The organism is Arthrobacter sp. FB24 (assembly GCF_000196235.1).
Classification (GTDB): domain Bacteria; phylum Actinomycetota; class Actinomycetes; order Actinomycetales; family Micrococcaceae; genus Arthrobacter.
Genome location: NC_008541.1, coordinates 225751 through 248072, shown reverse-complemented (window position 1 = coordinate 248072; position 22322 = coordinate 225751). Strand labels below are relative to the sequence as shown.

Here is a 22322-nt window from a genome sequence, read left to right as displayed (position 1 = left end):
GCCCGAGAGAAGAGATCCATGCCTTCCATCACATCCATCACCACGCAGGACGTCCGGTTTCCCACGTCCCTGGAACTCGATGGGTCCGACGCAGTCAATGTTGACCCCGACTACTCCGCCGCCTACGTCGTCATCCGCACCGATGCGGGCGATGAAGGCCACGGCTTTGTGTTCAGCTGCGGCCGCGGCAGCGAAATCCTCACGGCGGCCATCAACTCCTACGCGGAGCTGCTGCGGGGCCGGGACATCGAGGAACTGATCTACGACCTCGGGAGCGCCTCCAAGCGCCTCATCCACGACTCGCAGCTCCGCTGGCTCGGCCCGGAGAAAGGTGTCACCCAGATGGCGGCCGGCGCGCTGGTCAGCGCGCTCTGGGACATCCGCGCCCGCCGCGAAAACAAGCCGCTCTGGCTGCTCCTGAGCGAAATGTCCCCGGAAGAGATCGTTGACGTCGTCGACTTCACCCACATCCGTGACGCCCTGAATCCGCAGCAAGCCCTGGACATCCTGCGCGCAGGCCAGGACGGCAAGGCGGCCCGCATCGCAAGCCTCAGGGCGGACGGCTACCCCGCCTACACCACGTCGCCGGGCTGGCTGGGCTACAGCGACGAGAAGCTGGTCCGGCTCAGCAAGGAGGCCGCCGCAGCGGGCTTCTCCATGATCAAGCTCAAGGTCGGCGGCGACCTCGCCGACGATCGCCGCCGCATGGCCCTCGCCCGGCAGGCCGTGGGCAACCTGCCCATCGCCATCGACGCCAACCAGCGCTGGGAAGTGTCCGAGGCGATTGAATGGGTCAACCAGCTGGCCGAGTTCAATCCCTACTGGATCGAAGAGCCCACCAGCACCGATGACATCCTGGGCCATGCGGACATCCGGAAGGGAGTAGCCCCGGTCCGCGTCGCCACAGGCGAGGCGGTAGCCAGCCGTATTGTGTTCAAGCAGCTGCTTCAGGCAGGGGCCATCGACGTCCTGCAGCTGGATTCCACCCGGGTGGGCGGCGTCAACGAGAACATCGCCAACCTGCTGCTGGCCGCCAAGTTCGGCGTCCCGGTCTGCCCGCATGCCGGAGGCGTTGGCCTGTGCGAGCTGGTCCAGCACTTCTCCTTCTTCGACTACGCCGCCATCACCGGCAGCCAGGACGGCCGCATGATCGAATACGTGGACCACCTGCACGAACACTTCGCCGAACCGGTGCGGATCGTTGGCGGACGCTATGCCGCCCCGGAACGCCCGGGCACCGGCGCCGAGATGCTCAGTGCCTCACGGACGCGCTGGGAATTCCCCTCCGGCGCAGGGTGGCTTGAAGTGGGCAACCGCGCCGCCGTCACCGGTGCGAGCCTTGCACCTGCCGGAGCCGGCCGATGAACACCACAGCCGGCCAGCTGAACGCATCAGTCGAGGCCGCCCACGCTGCCTTCGAAAAAGCCCGCCTGGCAGGTCCCGGAACACGGGCAGCCTGGCTCGAAGCGGTGGCCGCCGGCCTGGAAGGCGACGCTGTGACCCTCATCGGAATCGCGGCCGCGGAAACCCACCTCGCCGAACCACGACTCCAGGGCGAGCTGAAGCGCACCGTCTTCCAGCTCCGGCTCTTCGCCGACGAGATCCGCCGCGGCGAGCACTTCGACGCGACGATCGACCATGAGGATGCCGCCTGGGGCATGGGGCCGCGGCCCGACCTTCGCCGCTACAACGTGCCGCTCGGCGTGGTCGGCGTCTTTGGGGCGTCCAACTTCCCGTTCGCCTTCAGTGTGATGGGCGGTGACTCCGCGTCGGCCCTGGCGGCCGGCTGTGCCGTCGTCCACAAGGCACACGACGGACACCGGGAACTTGCGGTCCGCACGGCCGAAACGGTGACCACCGCACTCGAGGCTGCCGGGGCGCCGTCGGGCCTCTTCTCCCTGGTCACCGGCCGCCAGGCTGCGGAGGCGCTGGTTGAGCACCCGCTGGTGAAGGCCATCGGGTTCACGGGTTCGACGGCGGGCGGCCGGGCTTTGTTCGACCGTGCAGCTGCGCGGCCCGAACCGATCCCGTTCTTTGGCGAACTGGGCGGCATCAATGCCGTTTTCGTTACCGGCAACGCCTGGTCCGCGCGCCGCGAGGAGATCCTGGGCGGCTTTGCCGGCTCCTTCACCCTGGGAATGGGTCAGTTCTGCACCAAGCCGGGTGTGCTCTTCCTCCCGGCCGGGGAAACTGAGAAGGTCCGGGACAGCCTCCGGAAAGCCCTCGCGGACTTCGCTCCGGCGCCGCTGCTCAGCGAACGGCTGCACGAAGGGTTCCGGCAGGCAGTTGCCGGGCTTCGGGACACGGCGGGCGTGCAGGTGCTGGTGGACGGCGATTTCGCCGAGTCGCCGGCGCCCACCGTCCTGATGACCACGGCCGATGCTGTCCGCCGGGATCCCGGCATCCTCCGCCAGGAGATGTTCGGACCGGCCAGCCTGGTGGTCGAATACAACGACGACTCCGAGCTCGCCGCCCTTGCCGGGCTCCTGGAAGGCCAGCTGACCACCACCCTGCAGGCCGAAGCGGAGGATGACGTCGCCGAACTTGCCGGCAGGCTCGCGGACATCAGCGGACGCCTGCTCTGGAACGGCTGGCCAACGGGGGTGACCGTCAGTTACGCCCAGCACCACGGCGGGCCGTACCCGGCCACGACGTCTGGCACCACCTCCGTGGGGACGGCCGCCATCCGGCGGTTCCTCCGGCCGGTGGCCTTCCAGTCCTTTCCGGAGCCGCGGCTGCCGGAGCCGCTGCAGGATGCGAACCCGTGGAACGTCCCGCAAAGGGTCGACGGCGTTTGGCAGCGGCCGTCCGCACAGCCGGACGGCCAGCCGTGACGGCGCTGCGGGTTCCGGTCGCGACAGTCCTTCCGGAGGATGCGGAGGATGCGCTCCTCATCGGCCGCCTGTGGGACGTGGACACCTCCGGCCCCCGGGTTGTGGCGGTTCAGGGCGGGGATGTGTTCGACCTGCAGCACCTCGCCGGCACAGTGTCGGAGCTGCTGGAGCGAGCGGATCCGGCGGCGGACGTGCGTGCCGCCATGAGTACGCCGCGGTGGAAGACGGCGGACGTCGTCAGTGCGTCCCTGAGGCAGGACATCACGCGGCCGCACCTGCTGGCCCCCGTTGATCTGCAGGTCATCAAAGCCTGCGGGGTGACGTTCGTGGACAGCATGATCGAGCGGGTCATCGAGGAGCGCTGCGGCGGGGATGCAGGCCGGGCTACCGAAATGCGTGACCTCGTGGGCAAGTCGCTGGGCGGCAGTATCGGCGAGGTACGGCCGGGCTCCCCCGAGGCCGCCAAAGCCAAGCGCGTGCTGATGGCCGAAGGGCTGTGGTCGCAGTACCTCGAGGTGGGCATCGGCCCCGACCCCGAGGTCTTCACCAAGGCGCCCGTGCTGTCCTCCGTCGGACTGGGTGCAGGCGTCGGAATTCCTGCGTTCTCCTCCTGGAACAATCCGGAGCCGGAGCTGGTCCTGATCGCCACGTCCGGGGGCAAGGTGGTGGGTGCGACGCTCGGCAATGACGTGAACCTCCGCGACGTTGAAGGACGGAGTGCCCTGCTGCTGGGCAAGGCCAAGGACAACAACGCCTCCAGCGCCCTGGGGCCGCTGATCCGGCTGTTCGACGGCGGGTTCACCCTCGAGACCCTGCGGCAGGAAGAGATCCTGCTCCGGGTGGAGGGCGCGGACGGGTACCGGCTCGAAGGCCGGAACACGGTGGCCCGGATCAGCCGGCCGTTCGAGGAGCTGGTGGCCGCGACCTTCGGCAGCCACCACCAGTACCCGGACGGCTTCGCGCTCTTCACGGGCACACTGTTCGCGCCCACGCAGGACCGGCACGAACCCGGGCAGGGCTTCACCCACAAGATGGGGGACGTGGTCACCATCCGCAGCCGCCACCTCGGCGCCCTGGTCAACACGGTGGGTGCCGCCGAAGAGCTTCCGCCCTGGCACTTCGGGCTGCGTCAGCTGTTCGCCTACCTCGCCGGGGAGGAGCGCTCCGCTTCAGCTGCAGGCGCCGCCAGCGTCAGCTGAAGAGGCCTTCTCCGAGGAAGCCGCCGGGCCTCGTGCCCGGCGGCACCGCGGCCAGGGCGGAGCCGGTGTGCTTGAGGTACTCCACGGCCAGGGTGTCCTGCTTGGCCATCGCCATCTGCATGGGCACATAGTGCGTGCGCGGGTCCTTGACGAAGGCGATGAAGAACAGCCCGGCGTCGAGGTGCCCAAGCCCGTCGGATCCGTCCGTGTAGTTGTACCCGCGGCGCAGCATCCGGACCCCGCCGTTCTGGTCGGCATGGGCCAGCCGGACATGTGAGTCCAAGCCCATCAGGGGCTTGCCGTCCTTGCCCTTGATGGTGAAATCAGGGGCGGTGAATTCCTTGCCGCCGGACAGCGGGGCGCCCTCGGCCTTGGTCCGTCCGATCAGGGCTTCCTGCTCGCCCAGGGACGTCCGGTCCCAGATCTCGATGTGCATGCGGATGCGGCGGGCCACAAGGTAGCTTCCGCCCTCCATCCAGGCTTCTCCGGGCCGGGTGCCTGCCCCGGCCCAGACGTGGTTCTCCAGCAGCTCCGTGTCTTCGACCTTGAGGTTGTTGGTGCCGTCCTTGAAACCGAACAGGTTGCGGGGCGTCTGCTGTGCGCGGGACGTGGAGGCCGTGCGCCCGAAGCCCAGCTGGGACCAGCGGACGCGGACCTTGCCGAACCCCAGCCGGGCCAGGTTGCGGACGGCGTGGACGGCCACCTGGGGATCGTCAGCGCAGGCCTGCACGATGATGTCCCCGCCGCTGCGTCCCGCCTGCAGGTCATCGCCCGGGAAATGCGGCAGGTCGATGAGGGCATCAGGGCGCCTGCCCTCGAGCCCGAACCGCACCTTTCCGTCCTTTTCGAACAGGCTGGCACCAAAGCCGAAGGTCACGGTGAGCTTGCCGGCGCTGAGTCCCAAGGCCTCGCCGGTGTCCTGCGGCGGGGCGTCATAGGAGCCGCCGGCCGCGCCGGTTTCGCCGGTTTCGCGGCCTTGCGTCATGGCCTCCGAGGCGGCCGTCCAGTCCTTGAGCAGCCGGATCAGCTCGTCGCGGTCCTCGGTGAGGACATCGAAGGCCGCCATGTGCAGCCGGTCCTGCGCCGCCGTCGTAATTCCGGCCTGGCGCTCCCCGTGGAACGGGACGGTGTCATCAGCCGGTTCCACGGCCGGCTCTGCCGCGAAGACGGCGTCGCGGCCCCACAGCCCGGCGGCAATTCCGGCAAGCGCCCCGGCGCCACCGACCCCGGCGAAAGAAAGCAGGCCCCGTCGAGAAACGCCGCGGGCGGCGGCGGCTTTGGCGTCCGCGGCACCGTTGGGGGCGCTGTCAGCTGAGGCCGGGGCCTGGGAGGTGTCCCCCACCCCGTCCTGGCCGCCGCCGAAGGGGCAGCCGCTCACAGTACGACTGCCGCGGTGAGGTTGGACAGCGGCTCACCCAGGGAGTCCACCAGGGCGGCGAGGCGCTGGACCTGCTCGGGGCTCAGTTCGTTGTAATAGGCAAAACCGTCGCCCTTGGCGTGGGTCTTCAGTTCGGCCTGCAGGGCGGCGAACTTGGTGTCGAGGCTCTTGGAAAGCTCCGGGTCCTTCTGTGCCAGCACCGGCTTGAGGTTTTCGAAGGCAATCCGCGCGCCGTCCACGTTGGCCTGGAAGTCCCAGAGATCGGTGTGGGACCAGATTTCCTCTTCACCCGTGACCTTGCCCGTGGCTACCTCGTCCAGCAGTTCCTTGGCTCCGTTGCCCAGCTTGTCCGCGGTGAGCTCCACGGTCCGCGTGCGCTGGGCCAGTTCCTCCGTGTCCGCCACCAGCTGCGCCGCGAGCTTTTCGCGCTCCGCTGCGGCCAGCGGCTGGAAGCCGGCCGGCGGGAACAGGTCCTTTTCCGCGCGGTGCCAGCCGGTCCATTCCTCGCCTTCGGCCAGGTCCGCTTCGCGGGCGTCCAGCTTGGGATCGAGGTCGCCGAAAGACTCGGCTACCGGCTCGATGCGTTCCCAGTGCATGCGCGTTGCGGCATAGAGATTCTTTGCCGTGGCCGCGTCGCCGGACGCGTACGCCTCGGCGAACTTCTTGGTCCCGGCCAGGAGCTGTTCGGTCTGGTCCTTGACGTAGGCCACGTACTGGGCCGTCCCATGGTCGCTCAGCGCCTTGAGGTCGCTGTCCACCGCGGGCTGGCTGCCTGATTCCGTCACCTCGAAGCCGGCCCGGATGCCGTCACCCTCCATTCCGGGCTTGCAGGCAGTGGTGTACTTCCCGGCAGGGACCGTGACCACCAGGTTCCGGGTCAGTCCCGGCCCGATGTTTTCCACCTCGCCCAGGATGCGCAACCCGTCTTCCGCCAGCAGGTAGAACTCGGTGACCTGCTCGCCGTCGTTCTGGACCGCGAAAGTGAGGTTGCCGCTTTTCGCGGACGCCGTGGACACCTTGCAGGCATCGCCGGTGCTGGTGACCTGGATGGGGCCCACAGCCCCGGCCGTGGAGGCCGGCGCTGCGTTGTCCGTGCAGGCGGCCATTGTCAGCGGAAGGACTGCGACGGCGGCTGCCGCTGCCAGGCGGGCGGCCGCGCTTTGCCGGCGGCCGGGCGTGCGGGCGGCCGCTGAGCGGTCAAATTCGGGCAGGCTGGGGCTGGGCATGGAGGTGTTCCTTTGGGGGATGCGAGGGGTGGGGGTCAGAAAGCCGCTACGGCAGCCCGGGCGGCTGTGTCCGGCTGCGATGATGCGCGGCCGCGGCGGTTGGAACGAAGGTAGAAGAACAGCACGGCCGGGACATACAGCAGCCATGCTGCCGCTTCCAGCCAGGTGGTGGCAGGTGAGAAGTTCAGGGTGCCTTTGAGGACGGTCCCGTACCAGGACGACGGCGGGACGGCCGCCGAAACGTCGAAGGCCAGGCTGTGGAGTCCAGGGAGGATCCCGGCCTCCTGGAAGTCATGGACGGCGTAGGCAAGCACGCCCCCGGCGATGACGACAAGCGCGGCGCCGCTCCAGGTGAAGAACGCTCCGAGGTTGATCCTGAGGACTCCGCGGTGGAGCAGGAATCCGAGCAGGACGGCAGTGGCCAGCCCCAGCAGTGCGCCGAAGAGCGGCGTTGCCGACTCTCCGGTGGCCTGGGCCGCCGCCCACAGGAAGAGCGCAGTTTCAAGGCCTTCCCGGCCAACAGCCAACGCGGCGACGACGGCCAGCCCCCAGCCGGCGCCATCTGCCGCCCTGTCCACTTGCGAGCGGAGTTCGGTGCCGAGGGAACGGGCGGTACGGGCCATCCAGAAGACCATCCAGGTCACCAGTCCCACGGCCACCACGGAAAGGCCGCCGCCGATGGCTTCCTGCGCCTCGAACGTGAGCCCGCGCGGACCGAAGGTAAGCAGCGCACCGAACCCCGCCGACACGGAGACGGCCACTGCGACGCCGGCCCAGAGCCTGGGCAGCAGGTGCTGCCGCCCGGTCTTGAGGAGATATGCCATCAGGAGCACGACGATGAGAGTCGCCTCAAGGCCTTCGCGCAGGCCGATCAAGTAGTTTGCTGTCATTAACGTAGAGCCTCAATTATCGGAGCCAAGGTTAGGCTTGCCTCATACGAGGATCACCCAAGGTCGAGAATTAAGCAACTCAAACGTGCCCTAATTAGCCGTACGTTACGTGCCGGGTTCCGGCTCAGCTCCGATCTAGGGGGCCGAGTCCCGGATCTTCAGCTCGAAACCGGCCTCGACCCGGAGGCCCTCCGCGGCAGGCTCCACGCCTTCGATCCTGTCGACGAGCAGTGCGACGGAACGCTCGGCGATTTCCGCCATGCCGGGCGACACCGTCGTGAGGGACGGCGACGCGAAACGGGCCTCATCGATGTCGTCGAAGCCTGCCACTGCGACGTCGTCCGGCACGCTGATGCCGCGGATCAGGAGCTCGTGCAGTGCGCCCAGCGCGATGGCGTCATTCAGGCCAAAAACGGCGTCGAACCGGACGCCGCTGCCGAGCAGGCCGCCTACTGCGGAGGCACCGCCGTCGCGCCGCCAGTCGCACTGCACCACCAGCGCGGGATCGAAGTCCACTCCCGCAGCATCCAATGCCTGCCGGTAGCCGTTCAGGCGCAGGCCGGGACTGTCCGTTGTGTCTCCTGCCGAGGCACCCAGGACGGCGATGCGGCGCCGGCCCCTTGCGAGGAGATGGCCGGTGATCGCCGCTGCGGCTTCGGCGTTCTTCATGGTCACGAGGTCGAACCGCGGATCCGCGATGTGCTCCCCCAGCATGACAACCGGTTTGGCGCCCCGGTGCGCGGCGACGGTTCCGGCATCAAGGGTCAGCGGGGTGAACAGCAGACCGTCCGTGAGCTGGCGGAACGGACCCTTGAGCGCACTCAGCTCGTTCGCGGCGGTGGCCCCGGACTGCTCCACCAGGACGCGGTAGCCGCGGGCGGCCGCAACGGTCATCAGCCGGGACGCGAGTTCCGCGTAATACGGGATGGAGAGGTCGGACAGCACCAGCCCCAGCATGCGGGTCTTCCCGGAGCGCAGGCTTCGCGCCGTCAGGTTGGCTTCGTAGCCCAGTTCCGCGATGGCATCCAGCACTTTTTGCCTGGTGGCCGGCCGGATGAACTCGTAATCGTTGAGCACATTGGACACGGTCTTCAACGAGACGCCGGCGGCGCGCGCAACGTCATTCATGGTCACAGCCACAGGTGATTCCCTTCCCGGCAACACTTTCAGCTACATCGTTGCAGACCGGCACGGTTTTTGCCCTGTCCAGGCACTATACAACGTTATAGAATTGGGCCTGGCCGCAGCATCCGAACCGGCCCGCCGCCCGCAAGTCCCGAAGGATCAGCCATGCCGCCTGCCGCATCCCCCCTCTTCCGCTGCCCGGTGTTTGACGGCGCCGCCGATCCCACCGTCATCCACCGTCGCGGCACGGGCGAGTGGTGGATGTACTACACGGCCCGCCGCGCCACACTCGCCACAGGCGGCGTTGACTGGATCACCGGCACCCGGATCGGAATTGCCGTCTCCACCGACGCCGGAGCAACCTGGCAGTACCGCGGCGTGGTGGAGGGGCTCGATCCGGAAGACTCCCCCGGATTGAACACGCACTGGGCCCCGGAAGTCGTGTGGCACGACGGCGGATATCACATGTTCCTGACCTGGGGCGCGGGCGCTCCGGGCACCTGGGCCGAGCAGACCAGGCGTCGGCTTGTGCATTTCACCAGTCCAGACCTGGAGCAGTGGACGTTCGAAAGCCGGGTGGACGTCGGCTCCGAGAACGTCATCGATGCGGCGTTCGCGGTAGTCGCGGACGGCCGTCCGCGCCTCTGGTTCAAAGACGAAGTGGACGGCTCCACCACCTGGTCGGCGGTCCGGGAAGGAGCCCCGGAAGAAGCTGACGGTCGCTGGCGGGCCGAGGGCCAGGTGATCGGGCTGCCCGCCCACGAAGGTCCCAACGTTTTCCGGCTGGGCGGCTGGTACTGGATGGTGGTGGACGAATGGCGCGGCCAGGCCGTGCACCGCTCGGCCGACGGCCTGTCCTGGACCCGGCAGGAAGCCGGCGGCGGCCTCATCCTGGACGCTCCGGGCGCCGGCGCGGACGACGCCACCTACGGGCGGCACGCGGATGTGGTCACGCAGGGCGATCACGCCTACATCTTCTACTTCACTCATCCGGACTGGCAGGACACCGAGATGGCCAATGGCCTGGCGGATCCGGCCCGGGCTGTCCGGGAGCAGCGCACCAGCATCCACGCTGCACGGCTGCATGTGGAAGGGGACGTCCTGGTCTGCACACGCGACCTGGACGCCCCCGTTCACCTCGACCCGGCACTGCTCGAGGACTAGCTGCCCGCCCCGTCGACGGCCAGGCGGATCATGCTCCAGGAGACGGCGGGGAGCTCCGCGGTGAGACGGCCGCCGTCGAGCTTTACGCTGACGTTTTGGCCGGGCAGCACCGAGGTGGAGTCGTCCGCCGTGGCCTGCCAGTACGGGTCCTTGTTGGCGTACGTGACCGACTCGATGACCTTCGCGTTGCCCAGCCCGGCGACGGCGGCGCTCAACGTGATTGAGTCAGTGGCCGAGCGGTTCACGGCAAACACCACGGCTTCCCCGGCGGCGGCGTCGAAGGTGGCCACGGCGGACAGCGCGGCAAAGTCCGCGGTCTTGCCGCCGCTGAGCCGCGGGGACTCGACGGCGAGCTGCAGCACCGTGCCCTTGGCGTGCTCCGACGTCAGGGCGAACGGGTGGAAGGTGGTCTGCTTCCAGGCGCGGCCGCCGGGCTCTGTCATGATCGGGGCGATGACGTTGACCAGCTGCGCCAGGCTGGCTGAGTGGACGCGGTCGGTGTTGCGGAGCAGCGTGATGAGGAGGTCGCCCACAACCACGGCGTCCGCCACGGTGTAGCGGTCCTCGAGCAGCACGGGGGCCACGGGCCAGTCCTTGCCGGCGGGCGTCTTGGATTCGTCGCGGCTCATGTGCCAGACGTTCCACTCGTCGAAGGAGATGTTCACCTGTTTAGCGGACTTCTTGACCGACTTCACGTGGTCGATGTGCGCCACGATGTCCTTGATGAACGCCTCCATCCGGTGGCCCGAGGAGAGGTGTTCCTGCAGGTCGCCGAAGTCCTCGAAATACTGGTGGGCGGAGATCAGGTCCACGAGTTCGTAGGTTTCGGTCAGGACCACGCGCTCCCACTCACCGAAAGTGGCCATGGTGGGCGCGGAGCTGCCGCAGGCCACCAGTTCCAGGTCCGGCTCCACCATCCGCATGGCGCGGGCGGTGTCGGCAGCGAGCCGGCCGTATTCCATTGCGTTCTTGTGGCCGATCTGCCAGAAGCCGTCCATCTCGTTGCCCAGGCACCACATTTTGATGCCGTAGCCGTTTTCGGCCCCGTTGGCCCGGCGCTGGTCGGAAAAGGCCGTGCCGCCGTCGATATTGCAGTACTCCAGCAGGTCCAGGGCCTCCTGGGTCCCCCGGGTTCCCAGGTTCACGGCCATCATCGGCTCGACGCCGGCCTTGGCGGACCACTTGGCGAACTCGTCCACGCCAACGTGGTTGGGATCGGTGGAGTGCCATGCCAGATCAAGCCGCGCCGGCCGCTCCTCCACCGGCCCCACGCCGTCCTCCCAGCGGTAGCCGGAGACAAAGTTCCCGCCCGGATAGCGCACCGTGGACACGCCCAGCTCGCGGGTAAGTTCCAGGACGTCCGTCCGGAAGCCGTCCCCGTCGGCCTTCGGGTGGCCCGGCTCGAAGATGCCGGTGTAGACGCAGCGTCCCAGGTGCTCCACAAAAGCGCCGAAGGTGCGGCGCCGGACCGGCCCTACGGTGAAGGCCGCGTCCAGGGTGATCTTGGCGGTTATCCGGCCTGCGGCGGATTCGGTAGTGCTCACGTAGGCATCCTCGTTTTCATATTTTCTACAACGTTATAGAAAACCATTGTTAGCGTTCAACATCAGGACGTCAAGAGGGGACTTCCGGACCTATGGCCCTTAGGGAACGGCGGGCTACTTTTTAAGGGCAAAGATCTGTGAGGCCGGCGCCTCTAAAAACCAGGCCAGCGAAAGGGAGTCCGATGATCTCAGCGCGAGCCGGGACCGGCGTCCGGGCCGGCGCAGCCCTGGCCCTCTTGGCAATCCTGGGCTCCGCCGTGACCGGATGCACGGGGGCGGACCAGCGCCCGGCCCCTGCGTCCTCCTCAGCTGCAGGATCCCCTGCTACAGGCTCCTCCGGGACAGCCCCCGCTACCCGGCCGGGCACCCCGCAGGCTGCCGCGGACATCCCGTCCATCGTGGAGAACGTCCAGCCGTCCGTTGTCACGGTGCTCACCCACGGCGGACTGGGCAGCGGCGTGGTCTTCGCGGCGGAGGGACTGATCCTCACCAACGAGCATGTGGTGCGGGGCAACACCGAGGTGGAGATCGCCTTTGCCGACGGCCAACGGGTTGCAGGCACAGTCAAGGCCACGGATGCCATTTCGGACCTGGCCCTCGTGGAGGCGAAGCGCACAGGGCTTCCTGCCGCAAAGTTCCAGTCCGAACTCCCCCGGGTGGGCGAACTGGCAATCGTGATCGGCTCTCCGCTGGGTTTCGAAAACACGGCGACGGCGGGCATCATCTCCGGTTTGCACCGCGAGATCCCGGGGTCGGCGGCCAGCAGCCAGTCGCTGGTGGACCTGATCCAGACTGATGCGGCCATCAGCCCCGGGAACTCCGGCGGCGCGGTGGTGAATTCCCGGGGCGAGGTGATCGGCATCAGCGAGGCGTACATCCCGCCGCAGTCCGGGGCGGTGGCGCTGGGCTTCGCGATCCCCGCGGCGACCGCCGTCCGGGTAGCCGGGCAGCTGCGCGAGGACGGGACAGCGGACCACGCCTTCATCGGACTCCGCCCGGGCGAGATCACCTCGCAGATCGCAGACACGCTGGGACTGGAAAACACCCGCGGCGCCCTGGTGCTCTCGGTGGTGGACGGCGGCCCCGCGGACCGTGCGGGCATCCGGCCCGGGGACGTCCTTGTCTCCTTGGACGGCAAGGAACTGGCCTCACCCGAGGACCTGCTCGCCGAACTCCGCGGCAAGAACCCGGACCAGACCGTTAACGTCGGCTACCGCCGGGGCACGGAAGCCAAGGAAGCCAAGGTCACCCTCGCTGCCCGCCCCGCCTCGGGGGGCTGAGCGGACAGCCGAGGGGCTGAGCTGAACCCCTTAGAGCCCGCCGGCCAGCCTGTAGTAGGCGGCGTTCCAGTTCAGTTCCTTCTTGAACTGCCTGATGGTGGTGCCCTCGTCGATGGTGAGGAGCTCGGTCTTCGCGATCTCGGCGAAGTCCTCGAACACGTCCATGCCCACCTGGGTGGAGAGCACCGTGTGGTGGGCCGCGCCGGCAGTCAGCCAGGCCGCGGCGGAGGTCGCGAAGTCCGGCTTCGGAGACCACAGCGCACGCGCCACCGGGAGGTTGGGCAGGGGCTCGTCCAGGTCCACGACGTCAACGGCGTTCGCCACGAGGCGGAAGCGGTCGCGCATGTCGGACAGCGCCACTACAACGCCAGGGCCGGCGTCGGTGTCAAAGACCATGCGGACGGGGTCTTCCTTGCCGCCGATGCCCAGCGGGTGGATCTCGACGCGCGGCTTGGTGGCGGTCAGCGACGGGCAGACCTCCAGCATGTGCGCGCCCAGGATCTTTTCCTGGCCGGGGGCGAGGTGGTAGGTGTAGTCCTCCATTAGTGATGCACCGCCGGGCAGGCCAGAGCCCATCACTTTGGCGGCGCGGACCAGGATGGCGGTCTTCCAGTCGCCCTCGGCGCCGAAGCCGTAGCCGTCCGCCATCAGCCGCTGCACGGCCATGCCGGGCAGCTGGCGCAGTTCACCCAGGTCCTCGAAGGAGGTGGTGAACGCGGCCGAGCCGTTGGCCTCGAGGAAACTGCGCAGGCCCAGTTCGATCCGGGCGCTGTAGCGCAGCGATTCGTGCCGCGCTCCCCCGGCCTTCAACTCGGGGACCACTTCGTAGAGGCGCTCGTACTCCGCAACGAGCGCGTCGACGTCGGACTCCGCGGCGCCGTGCACGGCGTCGGCGAGCTCATTCACGGACCAGGTGTTCACAGAGACGCCGAAGCGGAGCTCGGCCTCGGTCTTGTCGCCTTCGGTGACGGCCACGTTGCGCATGTTGTCGCCGAAGCGGGTCAGTTTCAGAGTGCGGACGGCGGCCCAGCCGGCGGACGCGCGCTGCCAGACGCCCACTTGCCGGGTGACCTCCGGGTTGGACACGTGGCCCACCACGGTCTTGCGGGGGATGCCCAGGCGGGACTGGATGTAGCCGAATTCGCGGTCGCCGTGGGCGGCCTGGTTGAGGTTCATGAAGTCGAAGTCGATGTCCGCCCAAGGCAGCTCAACGTTGGCCTGGGTGTGCAGGTGCAACAACGGTTTACGCAGCAGGTCCAGGCCCTGGATCCACATCTTGGCCGGGCTGAACGTGTGCATCCATGCCGTCACGCCGATCACGGAATCGTCGGCATTGGCTTCCAGCGCGGTGCGGCGGATGGCGTCCGAATCCGTAAGGACGGGCTTCCAGACCACCTTGACCGGAACGTCTGAGGATCCGTTCAACGCGTCGGCAATCTCCTGCGACTGCGCTGCGACCTGTTTGAGGACGTCCTCGCCGTACAGGTGCTGGCTGCCGGTGAGGAACCAGACCTCGTACTGGCTGAGCGATGTTCCGTTGGCGGATGTGTAATTGGGGTTGCTCATGGGGGCTCTCCTGAAGAAGTGTGGGTGGCCGGCGCTACTGGCCGTATACGTTCTGGTAGCGGGCATAGAGGGAATCGATGCTTGCCTGGTCGATGCTGAGCGGTTCGCCCAGCTGCCGGGAGATGTGGACGGTGCGCGCCACTTCCTCACACATCACGGCGGCCTTCACCGCGGACCGGGCGTCCTTGCCGATGGTGAACGGGCCGTGGTTCTGCATCAGGACCGCCGGCGATGTGGAGTTCCGCAGCGTCTCCACGATTCCCTGGCCGATCGAGTCGTCGCCAATCAGCGCGAACGGACCCACCGGGATGCTGCCGCCGAATTCGTCGCTCATCATGGTCAGCACGCAAGGAATGGCCTCTCCGCGGGCCGCCCACGCCGTAGCGTAGGTGGAGTGCGTGTGCACCACGCCGCCCACTTCCGGCATATGCCGGTAGACGTATGCATGCGCCGCAGTGTCCGACGACGGCGAGAACGGCGGATTGCCCCACTCCCCGTCCGCCGGGGCGCCGTAAAGGTCGGTGACAACCATGCTCTCGGGGGTGAGGTCTGCATACGAGACTCCGGACGGTTTGATGACCATCAGGTCCTGTCCGGGAACACGGGCGGAGACGTTGCCGGCTGTCCACACCACCAGTTCATAGCGGGTCAGCTCGGCATGCAGTTCGCACACCTCGCGCCGCACCTGCGCAATGGTTTCCAGGAGACTGCTCATGCCGGCACCTCCTCTCCTGCTGCTTCGATGGAGGTCGCCTCAGCGGCGGCGGCAAACGACGGCCTGGCCCCACGCTGGATCGCCTTGAGGCGGTGCATCACGCTGTTGGTGCCGCGGCCGAAGTAGTCGTGCAGCGCGCGGTACTCGCGGAAGAGTTCCTCGTAGGCGGCAACATTTTCCGGAACCGGAATATAGACCCCGCCGGGCTCTGAGCCCATGGCGGCGGCTGCGGCGCGGATGTCCGGGAATTCACCTGCCGCGACGGCGGCGTGGATCGCCGAGCCCAGCGCCGGCCCCTGGGCGGACCCGATGGTGGAAAGCGGCAGTCCGGTGATGTCTGCGTAGATCTGCATGAGCAGCTTGTTCTTCAGCAGGCCGCCGGCCACGATGAACTCCTTGACCGGAACTCCCGAGTCGCGGAATGCCTCCACAATGGTGCGCGTGCCGAAGGCCGTGGCTTCCAGCAGCGCGCGGTAGGTGTCTTCAGGCCGGGTGGCGAGGGTCTGGCCCACCACAACGCCGGACAGTTCGTGGTCCACCAGCACGGAGCGGTTCCCGGAGTGCCAGTCCAGGGCGATGAGCCCGTGTTCGCCGATGGCCTGGCGGGATGCCAGGTCCGTCAGGTATTCGTGGATGCCCAGGCCCTGTTCGGCGGCAGCCCGGTGGTACTCGGGCGGGACGCCGTTGCTGGTGAACCAGCCAAAGATGTCGCCCACACCGCTTTGGCCCGCTTCGTAGCCCCACAGCCCGTCCACGATCCCGCCGTCCACCACACCGCACATGCCCGGGACTTCCCGCAGCTCGGCGCCGTTCATGACGTGGCAGGTGGAAGTGCCCATGATGGCCACCAGCTGACCGGGCTCCACGGCCTTCGCCGCCGGGGCCGTGACGTGCGCGTCCACATTGCCCACGGCCACGGCGATGCCTTCCGGCAGCCCGGTCCAGGCCGCGGCCTCGGCCGTCAGCCTGCCTGCGGCGTCGCCGAGCCGGCCAATGGTGTGCTCCAGCTTGGAACTGACAAAATCCTTGAAGTCCGGGTTCAGTGCGGACAGGAATTCTTCGGACGGGTAGCCACCGTCCTGGTAGATGCCCTTGTACCCGGCGGTGCAGGCGTTGCGGACGTAGTTGCCGCACAGTTGCCAGACTATCCAGTCGGCGGCCTCCACCCAGTGGTCCATTGCGGCGTATGCTCCCGGGTCCTCCTCCAGCAGCTGGAGCCCTTTGGCGAACTCCCATTCTGAGGAGATGAGCCCGCCATAGCGCGGCAGCCAGCTTTCTTCGCGGGCGGCGGCCAGGGCGTTGATGCGGTCCGCCTGCGGCTGGGCGGCATGGTGGCGCCACAGCTTGACGTAGGCATGCGGGCGGTTGGCGAATCCGGGAAGCTCGTTCAGCGGTGTGCCGTCGGCCTTGACCGGGACCATGGTGCAGGCCGTGAAGTCGGTGGCGATGCCCACCACGGCGGCGGGATCGATCCCGGCGTCGGCTATGGCAGCGGGCACCGCCCGGCGCAGGACTTCGCGGTAGTCATCAGGCACCTGCAGGGCCCATTCCCCGGGAAGCCGCGCAGCGGCTCCTTCCGTTACGCCCGCCAGATCCGCCGGAAGGGCCTCAGTGACCACGGCATGCGGGTACTCAAAAACGCCGCTGCCCAGTTCCTTGCCGTCCCGAACGCGGACCACCACGGCCCGTCCGGACAGCGTGCCGTAGTCCACGCCGACAACGTAGCTGTCGGAACCGTCTGCTATGACGTCCATCAATTCCTCCAATAGTTTCCGCCGCTCTGCGGTTGCTCCTAATTGTTAGCGCTAACAAACTGAAAGTCAACAGAAGAGGGAGGGCCAACAGGGAAGGAGGCCTGCCGCAGCTCCGCTTACTCAAGGGCCGCGGTGACAATCACGTTGTCGCTGTAGTCCATTCGGTCCTGCAGCCACCTGCCGCCGCAGGTGACGATCTTGAGTTCGTGCGGACCGTAACGGCGGAAAAGTGAACCACCATCAAAGCTGTCTTTGGCCATCAGCTCCACACTGACCACCCGGTAGTTCAGCGCGGGCGCGCCCCGGCGTCCCACCTGGACCGCAGTTCCCGGTGCCAGTGTCTTCAATTGCGAAAATGGCGCCTGCTCGGAGGTTGTGTCGACATGCCCGGCGATCACCGCTGTCCCGGCAGCCGCTCCGGGGGCCGGGCCGAACCTGTACCACCCGGCCTGGTCGAAGGCCTCAGGGATCTCCATGGCCCTATCGGGTGAGACCCCCACCGGTACCACTGTCATATTGATGGACGTTCCGTCGACAGAGAGTGAGATCGGGGCCGGCGCTGCCTCAGCGGATTCCGGCAGCTTGGCCGGCCGCCGCAGAATGGATTCCTTGCTCTGGGCGGGGCTCTGCGACGCGGCCGGCGCCGCGGCAGGCGGGGAGGGAGTCGCGGCCGGCAAAGCACCTTCGCTCCTCACTGCCGCCGAGGGTTGCGGAACCGGCTCGGAGGGAGCGCACGCCGCGAGCAGGAGCGCCGCTGCGGCCCCCGCGGCAGCCCGGCGCAGAAAGGAATAACGACGGCGGGACGCCCCTGCCGTCGTGGTGCCTGGTTTCATGACCGGTCCTTCCCGCGGCAAGCACCTTCAGGGCTTGCAACGTTGGCTGGTGAGAAATACGGCCCGGCCGCCAACAATCGTCGGACGGCCGGACCTACTGCTGCTGGACCGCTTGTTAGCCTTTACGCCGGGCGGCAATCGTGCGGGCTACACCCACGCCGCCGAGGAGCAGCGCCAGGGCTGCAGCACCGAACCCCACCGTGACAACCGCCGGTCCTGCCGCTGAGGTCCGGGACGAGCCGTCACGGGCTCCCGGGACCGAACCCGGCGCGGAATGCAGCCCCTCGATGGTCTGCACGGCCAGCTGGAGATTGCTGTCCGCCAGGCTGCCCCAGGCGTAGACAATCGTGTGCGTGCCTTCGGCGACAGTGACGTCAGCAGGGCCGATCAGCGGCGTGGTGGCGCCGGTCGCCGCCACTGCTGCGGAGATGGTGGCGGGGTCCAGGCTGAGTGTCTGCTCGCCGGGGTTGGCCAGCTTGGAAATGACAGCTGTTCCGCCGGCCAGGACATCCACCGCGGGCGCCGCAGCTGCGTGCCGGACGGTCAGCTTGCCTTTGCCTGCTGCGATCTGCGAGACGTCGTTGGTAAAGAAGTTCGCCGTCGGCTTGCCCGCCGCGTCGAGGTTGGCCACGGCCGTGTAGTTCCCGCTCGCGGCGAGCGTCACGGTGACTGGACCGATGACAGGAGCCGATGCATCGGCGGCATCCGAGGCAGTGATGGCGATTTCATAGGCACCTGCCGGCAGCGCCAGCGGCCCGGCAAAGGTCCCGGGAACGAAATCGTCAAGGGTGCGGTCGCCGTTGACCCAGACATCCACGGTGAGCCCGGGAACGCCGTGCAGCACCGAAAGCCGGGCGTCTCCGTCGGCCGCCTGGGCCGGGCCGGCGAGGGCGATTGCTGCCGCAATTGCGGCTACTCCGGCGCCGGCTGTGAAAATGCTTCTGCGCATGTCCTTCTCCTTCATCGGCCCGGCAGGCGGGCAATTTTGCTTACACCCCTAACTACCGGCGCAGCATCGAATCTGGATGCACATGCATATAAATTTCTTCAAAAAGTCTTCTCGGGGGGACAGGATGCAGCGCCCGGCCCGTGATCGGGAAGGGTGCAGTCAGCGGGGACTGGCATCCGGTCGGGCCGTGCTTGCACGCACCACGATCCTGGGTTCCACCACGGTTGTTCCCGCCGCCGCGCCGTCCTCGAGCAGCCTCAGCATCAGGTCCACGCAGCGACGGCCGAGCTCCTCGAAGTCCTGGCGGACGGTGGTTAGCGGGGGCGTGAAGTAGCCCGCCTCGGGCTGGTCATCGAAGCCCACGACGGAGACGTCCCGGGGCACTCGCACGCCGGCTTCGCTGAAGGCGCGCAAGACGCCCAGCGCCATCTGGTCGTTCCCTACGAATACCGCTGTGGCATTGCGTTCGACGGCGAGCTTCTGTCCGATGCCGTAGCCGCTGCCGGCGCTCCAGTCCCCTTCGACGAGAAGGTCGGCAGGCAGCCCCTCTGCCGCGAGGGCCTCCCGCCAGCCTTCGGCCCGCTCGGCGGCATCGATCCAGTCCCGGGGCCCGGAGATATGCCCGATGCGCTTGTGGCCACGCTCAATCAGGTGCTCGACGGCGAGCCGTGCCCCCATCTTCTGGTCCACCATGGCTCCGCTGAACCTGCCTGCCCCGCTGGAACCAACCACAACCACGGGCACGTCCAGGTTCAGCTGTTCCAAGGCCTGCAGGGTTCCGGCGTGCGGCACCAGGGCCACGATGCCGTCCACACCCTGGTCCATAAAATGACGCGCGGCATCCGCGATCGATTCCGCGCCGACCTCGCGGATGGCCGCGATGCTCACGAAGTAGCCGGCATCGCGGGCGGCCTGCTCCACGCCGAGCAGCGTGTTGGCGGGCCCGTACTGCGACAACTCGCTGGCCAGGACGCCTATGGTGTGCGAACGCCGCGTCACCAGGCTGCGTGCCGCAGTGTTCCGCCGGTACCCCAGTTCGGCAATGGCCGCCTCAACGCGTTCCCTGGTCGCCTTGCTCACGTTGGGGTGGTTGTTGATGACGCGGGATACGGTTTGGTGCGAGACGCCGGCACGTTCCGCTACATCTTCAAGTCGCGGAAGGCGCCGCTCGCTGCTGTAGGCCATGAAGCTATTGTGCGCGAGCCGGCAGCGCATCCACGAAACGTTCGAGATGTCCGCCGGATTCCTCGTAACTGGGTGTTGGGCAAAACATCATCGACCGTAGCCCGGGCCACTTCCTGATTCGATCAAAACCTAATGGTTGAAGATTCAAGTAAAAGCTCCTAGAATGGAGACATGACGCAGACACTTGACCGCCCGCCCGTTCTCTTCCTGAGCCACGGCGCCCCTCCCCTCGCCGACGACGCGCGGTGGACCAGCGAGCTCAGCGCCTGGTCCGGCGCCTTCGGCAGGCCCACGGACATCCTGATGGTGTCCGCACACTGGGAAAACGCCCCGGTGACCCTCAGCGCCACCACGCGGAACCCCGGACTCGTCTACGACTTCTGGGGCTTCCCGCAGAAGTACTACGACGTCAGCTACGACGCCCCCCGGGCGGTGGAACTCGCCACTGAGGTGGAGAAGCTCGTTTCCACCCATGGCCACCACGTGGAACGCGACGAGGAACGCGGCCTGGACCACGGCGCCTACGTGCCGCTCGTGGAAATGTATCCGGAGGCTGATATCCCGGTGCTCCAGATGTCCATGCCCACCCTGGATCCGCAGGGGCTGTTCAACCTGGGCAAAACGCTGGCCCCGCTGCGGGACCGCGGCACGCTTATCGTCGGATCCGGCTTCACCACGCACAACCTCCGCTGGTTCAACCCGGCGGGCGGCCCGGACACCGCACCGCCGGCCGCTTCGAGCGAATTCGACCACTGGGCCCAGGAAACCATGGCGGCCGGCGACGTCGATTCCATCCTGGATTTCCTGCACAAGGCACCGGCAGCGCTGGAGGCGCATCCGCGCAGCGAGCACTGGGCACCGCTTTATGTAGCCCTGGGTGCCGCCTACGAGTCCGGCGACCTGAACGCGAAAACGGCTATCGACGGCTTCTGGTTCGGCCTCTCCAAGCGCTCCTGGACGCTGACGGGGAAATAGCGGGCGTTAGCCGGGCGGGTTTAGGGAAGGATCCTCCGTGGGCGGCGTGAGGCGACGACGGCAATGACGGCTGCGGTCCCTGTGGCGGCAGCCGTGGCGTAGGCCATGTTCGTGTAACTTCCCAGCCAGGTTGCCAGTGCGGGTCCGGCGGCAGGGGCGATGGCGGTGACAGCTGTGAGCGGTGCGGCGAACAGTCCCTGCAAAGTGCCAAGATGTTGGGTTCCCCACCGGTCAGCCACCACAGTGGCCTGCAGCAGGGTCTGGCACCCTCGGACCGCGCCCGCGAGCATGCCGGCGGCCATTAGTGCGGGCACCGGCCCGGGCATGACGGCGAGGAGCAGGGCGGCGCCGGTGGCGGTACCGGTGATGACCGGCAGCCGCGCGGCCTGCGGGATGGCGCCGAAGAGCAGACGTCCGCCGACCTGTCCGGCGCCCACGAGACCGAGCCCGAGCGCGGCCGTGGTGTAGTCGGCTCCTTTTTCGATCAGCAACGGGATGACATTCAGCGTCACGGTGTAAAGACCCAGGCACAGCAGGACCATGAGGGCCTGCAGGCCAAGGAATTCACCACTGCGCCTGACGGTGCGCACCGCGTCCCGGCGCTCAGCCGCAGGTGGCGTGATAGCGGCAGGGGCCCAGTCCCGGTTCAGGAAGCGGGCGTGCAGCGGAACGGTGATGATCCCCAGGGTGCCGGCGAGGATGATGAAGGCGCCTCTCCAGCCGAACGCGTCGGTCAGGGCTGCGGTGAAGGGCGCGAAAATGGTGGATGCGAACCCGGCGACGAGGGTCAACACGGTCAGCGGCCGCATGCGCGCGGGCCCGTACCAGCGGCTGATCACCGTGAAGGCCGGCTGGTACAGCACGGCGGCCTGCGCGGCCCCGGCGACCAGCCAGGCCGCAAAGAACACGGGCAGGTTCGGTGCAACCGACACTATGGCCAGCGCCAGCACTCCGATGAGGGACCCGCCGATCATCAGCGTGCGCGGCCCCGTCCGGTCGAGGATCCTGCCGACGAAGATCCCGGCCACCGCGGAAACCAGCAGGCCGGCCGAAAATGCGCCTGTCACGCCTGCCGGGCCCCAGCCGGTGTCCTCGCTGATGCGCGGGACTGCCGCGACCAAGGCGTAGTACAGCACGCCCCATGCGGTCGTCTGGGTGAGGCACATTGCGGCGAGTCCGCCGCGCGGTGCACCCTCCGCGACGAGGATCCGGGTGGGAGCGGGCGCTGGCACGGTCAGTTCCCGGTGAGCTCCGCATACAGCTTCCGGACGCGGCTCCTGATGTCATCCCGGACCAGGCGCATGCGTTCCATGCCCGCGATACCGCGCTCAGAGGGCTCGTCCGTATCCCAGACCTCAAGCCGCTTGCCCGCGGGGGCTTCGACCTTTGCCTCGTTGCCCAGGACGATGACGACGTCGACAGCGTTCAGTACGTCGTCGGTGACGGGTTTGGGGTGTTCACCCGTGATGTCGATGCCGAGCTCCGCCAGCGCGTCCACGGACTCCGGGTTCAGCGACTTGCCGGGTTTCGTCCCGGCAGAGTGCACCGTGACGGTCCCGGCGGCGATCTGGTTCATCAGTCCCGCGGCGAGCTGGGACTTCCCGCCGTTCTTGCTGCAGACGAACAGGACGCTGGGCGTTTTGTCCTGCAGGCCAGGGCGGTGTTCAGTGTGGTCGGTCATGTCATTACTCCAGTGTGGTCAGTT

The 22322-nt window shown here is 67.7% G+C and carries 19 protein-coding genes; 6 read left to right on the top strand and 13 right to left on the bottom strand.

Annotation, left to right across the window (positions count from 1 at the left end; genetic code table 11):
• Positions 1-18: 18 nt before the first annotated feature.
• Genes ARTH_RS01210 through ARTH_RS01200 form a run of 3 tightly spaced genes read left to right on the top strand, consistent with a single transcriptional unit; the run spans position 19 to position 4033 of the window.
• Positions 19-1365: an L-fuconate dehydratase gene (locus ARTH_RS01210; RefSeq protein WP_011690105.1), complete on the top strand. Its 1347-nt coding sequence runs from the start codon at positions 19-21 to the stop codon at positions 1363-1365.
• Positions 1362-2834, top strand: a complete 1473-nt coding sequence (locus ARTH_RS01205) for an aldehyde dehydrogenase (NADP(+)) (protein ID WP_011690104.1) — start codon at positions 1362-1364, stop codon at positions 2832-2834. Before ARTH_RS01210 ends, ARTH_RS01205 begins: the two co-directional genes overlap by 4 nt.
• Complete coding sequence (locus ARTH_RS01200; RefSeq protein WP_011690103.1) at positions 2831-4033, top strand: fumarylacetoacetate hydrolase family protein; 1203 nt, start codon at positions 2831-2833, stop codon at positions 4031-4033. The genes ARTH_RS01205 and ARTH_RS01200 overlap by 4 nt, the downstream gene beginning before the upstream one ends.
• Here ARTH_RS01200 and efeB read toward each other — a convergent pair.
• The 4 genes from efeB to ARTH_RS01180 all read right to left on the bottom strand — a co-directional run bounded on the left by efeB (position 4026) and on the right by ARTH_RS01180 (position 8667).
• The gene (gene efeB, locus ARTH_RS01195; protein WP_043429232.1) at positions 4026-5411 is read right to left on the bottom strand and encodes an iron uptake transporter deferrochelatase/peroxidase subunit; all 1386 of its coding nucleotides are present in this window, start codon (positions 5409-5411) and stop codon (positions 4026-4028) included. The genes ARTH_RS01200 and efeB overlap by 8 nt on opposite strands.
• Positions 5408-6637 (bottom strand): iron uptake system protein EfeO, encoded by a 1230-nt coding sequence (gene efeO, locus ARTH_RS01190; protein WP_011690101.1) that lies wholly within the window; start codon positions 6635-6637, stop codon positions 5408-5410. Before efeO ends, efeB begins: the two co-directional genes overlap by 4 nt.
• A 35-nt stretch (positions 6638-6672) precedes the next feature.
• Positions 6673-7527, bottom strand: a complete 855-nt coding sequence (gene efeU / locus ARTH_RS01185; RefSeq protein ID WP_011690100.1) for an iron uptake transporter permease EfeU — start codon at positions 7525-7527, stop codon at positions 6673-6675.
• A gap of 135 nt (positions 7528-7662) precedes the next feature.
• Positions 7663-8667 carry a LacI family DNA-binding transcriptional regulator gene (locus ARTH_RS01180; RefSeq protein WP_011690099.1) on the bottom strand — a complete coding sequence of 335 codons (1005 nt, stop codon included), beginning with the start codon at positions 8665-8667 and terminating at the stop codon, positions 7663-7665.
• Positions 8668-8817: 150 nt separating this feature from the next.
• On the opposite strand from ARTH_RS01180, the gene ARTH_RS01175 reads away from it, so the two are divergent.
• Positions 8818-9816 (top strand): family 43 glycosylhydrolase, encoded by a 999-nt coding sequence (locus tag ARTH_RS01175; RefSeq protein ID WP_011690098.1) that lies wholly within the window; start codon positions 8818-8820, stop codon positions 9814-9816.
• Here ARTH_RS01175 and arfA read toward each other — a convergent pair.
• On the bottom strand, positions 9813-11360 hold the full coding sequence (gene arfA / locus ARTH_RS01170; protein WP_011690097.1) for an arabinosylfuranosidase ArfA: 1548 nt from the start codon (positions 11358-11360) through the stop codon (positions 9813-9815). The genes ARTH_RS01175 and arfA overlap by 4 nt on opposite strands.
• Positions 11361-11542: 182 nt before the next feature.
• Here arfA and ARTH_RS01165 point away from each other — a divergent pair, with 182 nt between their 5' ends.
• Complete coding sequence (locus ARTH_RS01165) at positions 11543-12640, top strand: S1C family serine protease (RefSeq protein ID WP_011690096.1); 1098 nt, start codon at positions 11543-11545, stop codon at positions 12638-12640.
• Between the two features lie 30 nt (positions 12641-12670).
• Here the strand turns inward: ARTH_RS01165 and araA are convergent, their stop codons facing one another.
• The 6 genes from araA to ARTH_RS01135 all read right to left on the bottom strand — a co-directional run bounded on the left by araA (position 12671) and on the right by ARTH_RS01135 (position 19642).
• On the bottom strand, positions 12671-14206 hold the full coding sequence (araA, locus tag ARTH_RS01160) for an L-arabinose isomerase (RefSeq protein WP_011690095.1): 1536 nt from the start codon (positions 14204-14206) through the stop codon (positions 12671-12673).
• Between the two features lie 34 nt (positions 14207-14240).
• Positions 14241-14921: an L-ribulose-5-phosphate 4-epimerase gene (locus ARTH_RS01155; protein ID WP_011690094.1), complete on the bottom strand. Its 681-nt coding sequence runs from the start codon at positions 14919-14921 to the stop codon at positions 14241-14243.
• Positions 14918-16675: a ribulokinase gene (gene araB, locus ARTH_RS01150; protein WP_011690093.1), complete on the bottom strand. Its 1758-nt coding sequence runs from the start codon at positions 16673-16675 to the stop codon at positions 14918-14920. The genes ARTH_RS01155 and araB overlap by 4 nt, the downstream gene beginning before the upstream one ends.
• Positions 16676-16791: 116 nt before the next feature.
• Entirely contained in the window at positions 16792-17508 is a 717-nt protein-coding gene (locus tag ARTH_RS01145; RefSeq protein ID WP_011690092.1) for a class F sortase, read from the bottom strand.
• Between the two features lie 115 nt (positions 17509-17623).
• Positions 17624-18457 carry a DUF4397 domain-containing protein gene (locus tag ARTH_RS01140; RefSeq protein WP_011690091.1) on the bottom strand — a complete coding sequence of 278 codons (834 nt, stop codon included), beginning with the start codon at positions 18455-18457 and terminating at the stop codon, positions 17624-17626.
• 159 nt (positions 18458-18616) lie between these two features.
• Positions 18617-19642, bottom strand: coding sequence for a LacI family DNA-binding transcriptional regulator (locus ARTH_RS01135; RefSeq protein WP_043430200.1), 1026 nt, complete (start codon positions 19640-19642; stop codon positions 18617-18619).
• Between the two features lie 171 nt (positions 19643-19813).
• Here ARTH_RS01135 and ARTH_RS01130 point away from each other — a divergent pair, with 171 nt between their 5' ends.
• A complete protein-coding gene (locus ARTH_RS01130) occupies positions 19814-20617 on the top strand; it encodes a dioxygenase family protein (RefSeq protein WP_011690089.1) in 804 nt (267 codons plus the stop codon).
• Between the two features lie 20 nt (positions 20618-20637).
• Here the strand turns inward: ARTH_RS01130 and ARTH_RS01125 are convergent, their stop codons facing one another.
• Together ARTH_RS01125 and ARTH_RS01120 are read right to left on the bottom strand one after the other, a co-directional pair.
• Positions 20638-21849, bottom strand: coding sequence for an MFS transporter (locus ARTH_RS01125; protein ID WP_011690088.1), 1212 nt, complete (start codon positions 21847-21849; stop codon positions 20638-20640).
• 2 nt (positions 21850-21851) lie between these two features.
• On the bottom strand, positions 21852-22298 hold the full coding sequence (locus ARTH_RS01120; protein WP_011690087.1) for an arsenate-mycothiol transferase ArsC: 447 nt from the start codon (positions 22296-22298) through the stop codon (positions 21852-21854).
• Positions 22299-22322: the final 24 nt, after the last annotated feature.

What these genes read in the sequence shown, in the direction of transcription:
- ARTH_RS01210 (WP_011690105.1), top strand. Translation starts at nt 19, where the DNA reads ATGCCTTCCATCACATCCATCACCACGCAGGACGTCCGGTTTCCCACG.
- ARTH_RS01205 (WP_011690104.1), top strand. Translation starts at nt 1,362, where the DNA reads ATGAACACCACAGCCGGCCAGCTGAACGCATCAGTCGAGGCCGCCCAC.
- efeO (WP_011690101.1), bottom strand. Translation starts at nt 6,637, where the DNA reads ATGCCCAGCCCCAGCCTGCCCGAATTTGACCGCTCAGCGGCCGCCCGC.
- efeU (WP_011690100.1), bottom strand. Translation starts at nt 7,527, where the DNA reads ATGACAGCAAACTACTTGATCGGCCTGCGCGAAGGCCTTGAGGCGACT.
- ARTH_RS01175 (WP_011690098.1), top strand. Translation starts at nt 8,818, where the DNA reads ATGCCGCCTGCCGCATCCCCCCTCTTCCGCTGCCCGGTGTTTGACGGC.
- ARTH_RS01165 (WP_011690096.1), top strand. Translation starts at nt 11,543, where the DNA reads ATGATCTCAGCGCGAGCCGGGACCGGCGTCCGGGCCGGCGCAGCCCTG.
- araA (WP_011690095.1), bottom strand. Translation starts at nt 14,206, where the DNA reads ATGAGCAACCCCAATTACACATCCGCCAACGGAACATCGCTCAGCCAG.
- ARTH_RS01155 (WP_011690094.1), bottom strand. Translation starts at nt 14,921, where the DNA reads ATGAGCAGTCTCCTGGAAACCATTGCGCAGGTGCGGCGCGAGGTGTGC.
- araB (WP_011690093.1), bottom strand. Translation starts at nt 16,675, where the DNA reads ATGGACGTCATAGCAGACGGTTCCGACAGCTACGTTGTCGGCGTGGAC.
- ARTH_RS01145 (WP_011690092.1), bottom strand. Translation starts at nt 17,508, where the DNA reads ATGAAACCAGGCACCACGACGGCAGGGGCGTCCCGCCGTCGTTATTCC.
- ARTH_RS01140 (WP_011690091.1), bottom strand. Translation starts at nt 18,457, where the DNA reads ATGCGCAGAAGCATTTTCACAGCCGGCGCCGGAGTAGCCGCAATTGCG.
- ARTH_RS01135 (WP_043430200.1), bottom strand. Translation starts at nt 19,642, where the DNA reads ATGGCCTACAGCAGCGAGCGGCGCCTTCCGCGACTTGAAGATGTAGCG.
- ARTH_RS01130 (WP_011690089.1), top strand. Translation starts at nt 19,814, where the DNA reads ATGACGCAGACACTTGACCGCCCGCCCGTTCTCTTCCTGAGCCACGGC.
- ARTH_RS01120 (WP_011690087.1), bottom strand. Translation starts at nt 22,298, where the DNA reads ATGACCGACCACACTGAACACCGCCCTGGCCTGCAGGACAAAACGCCC.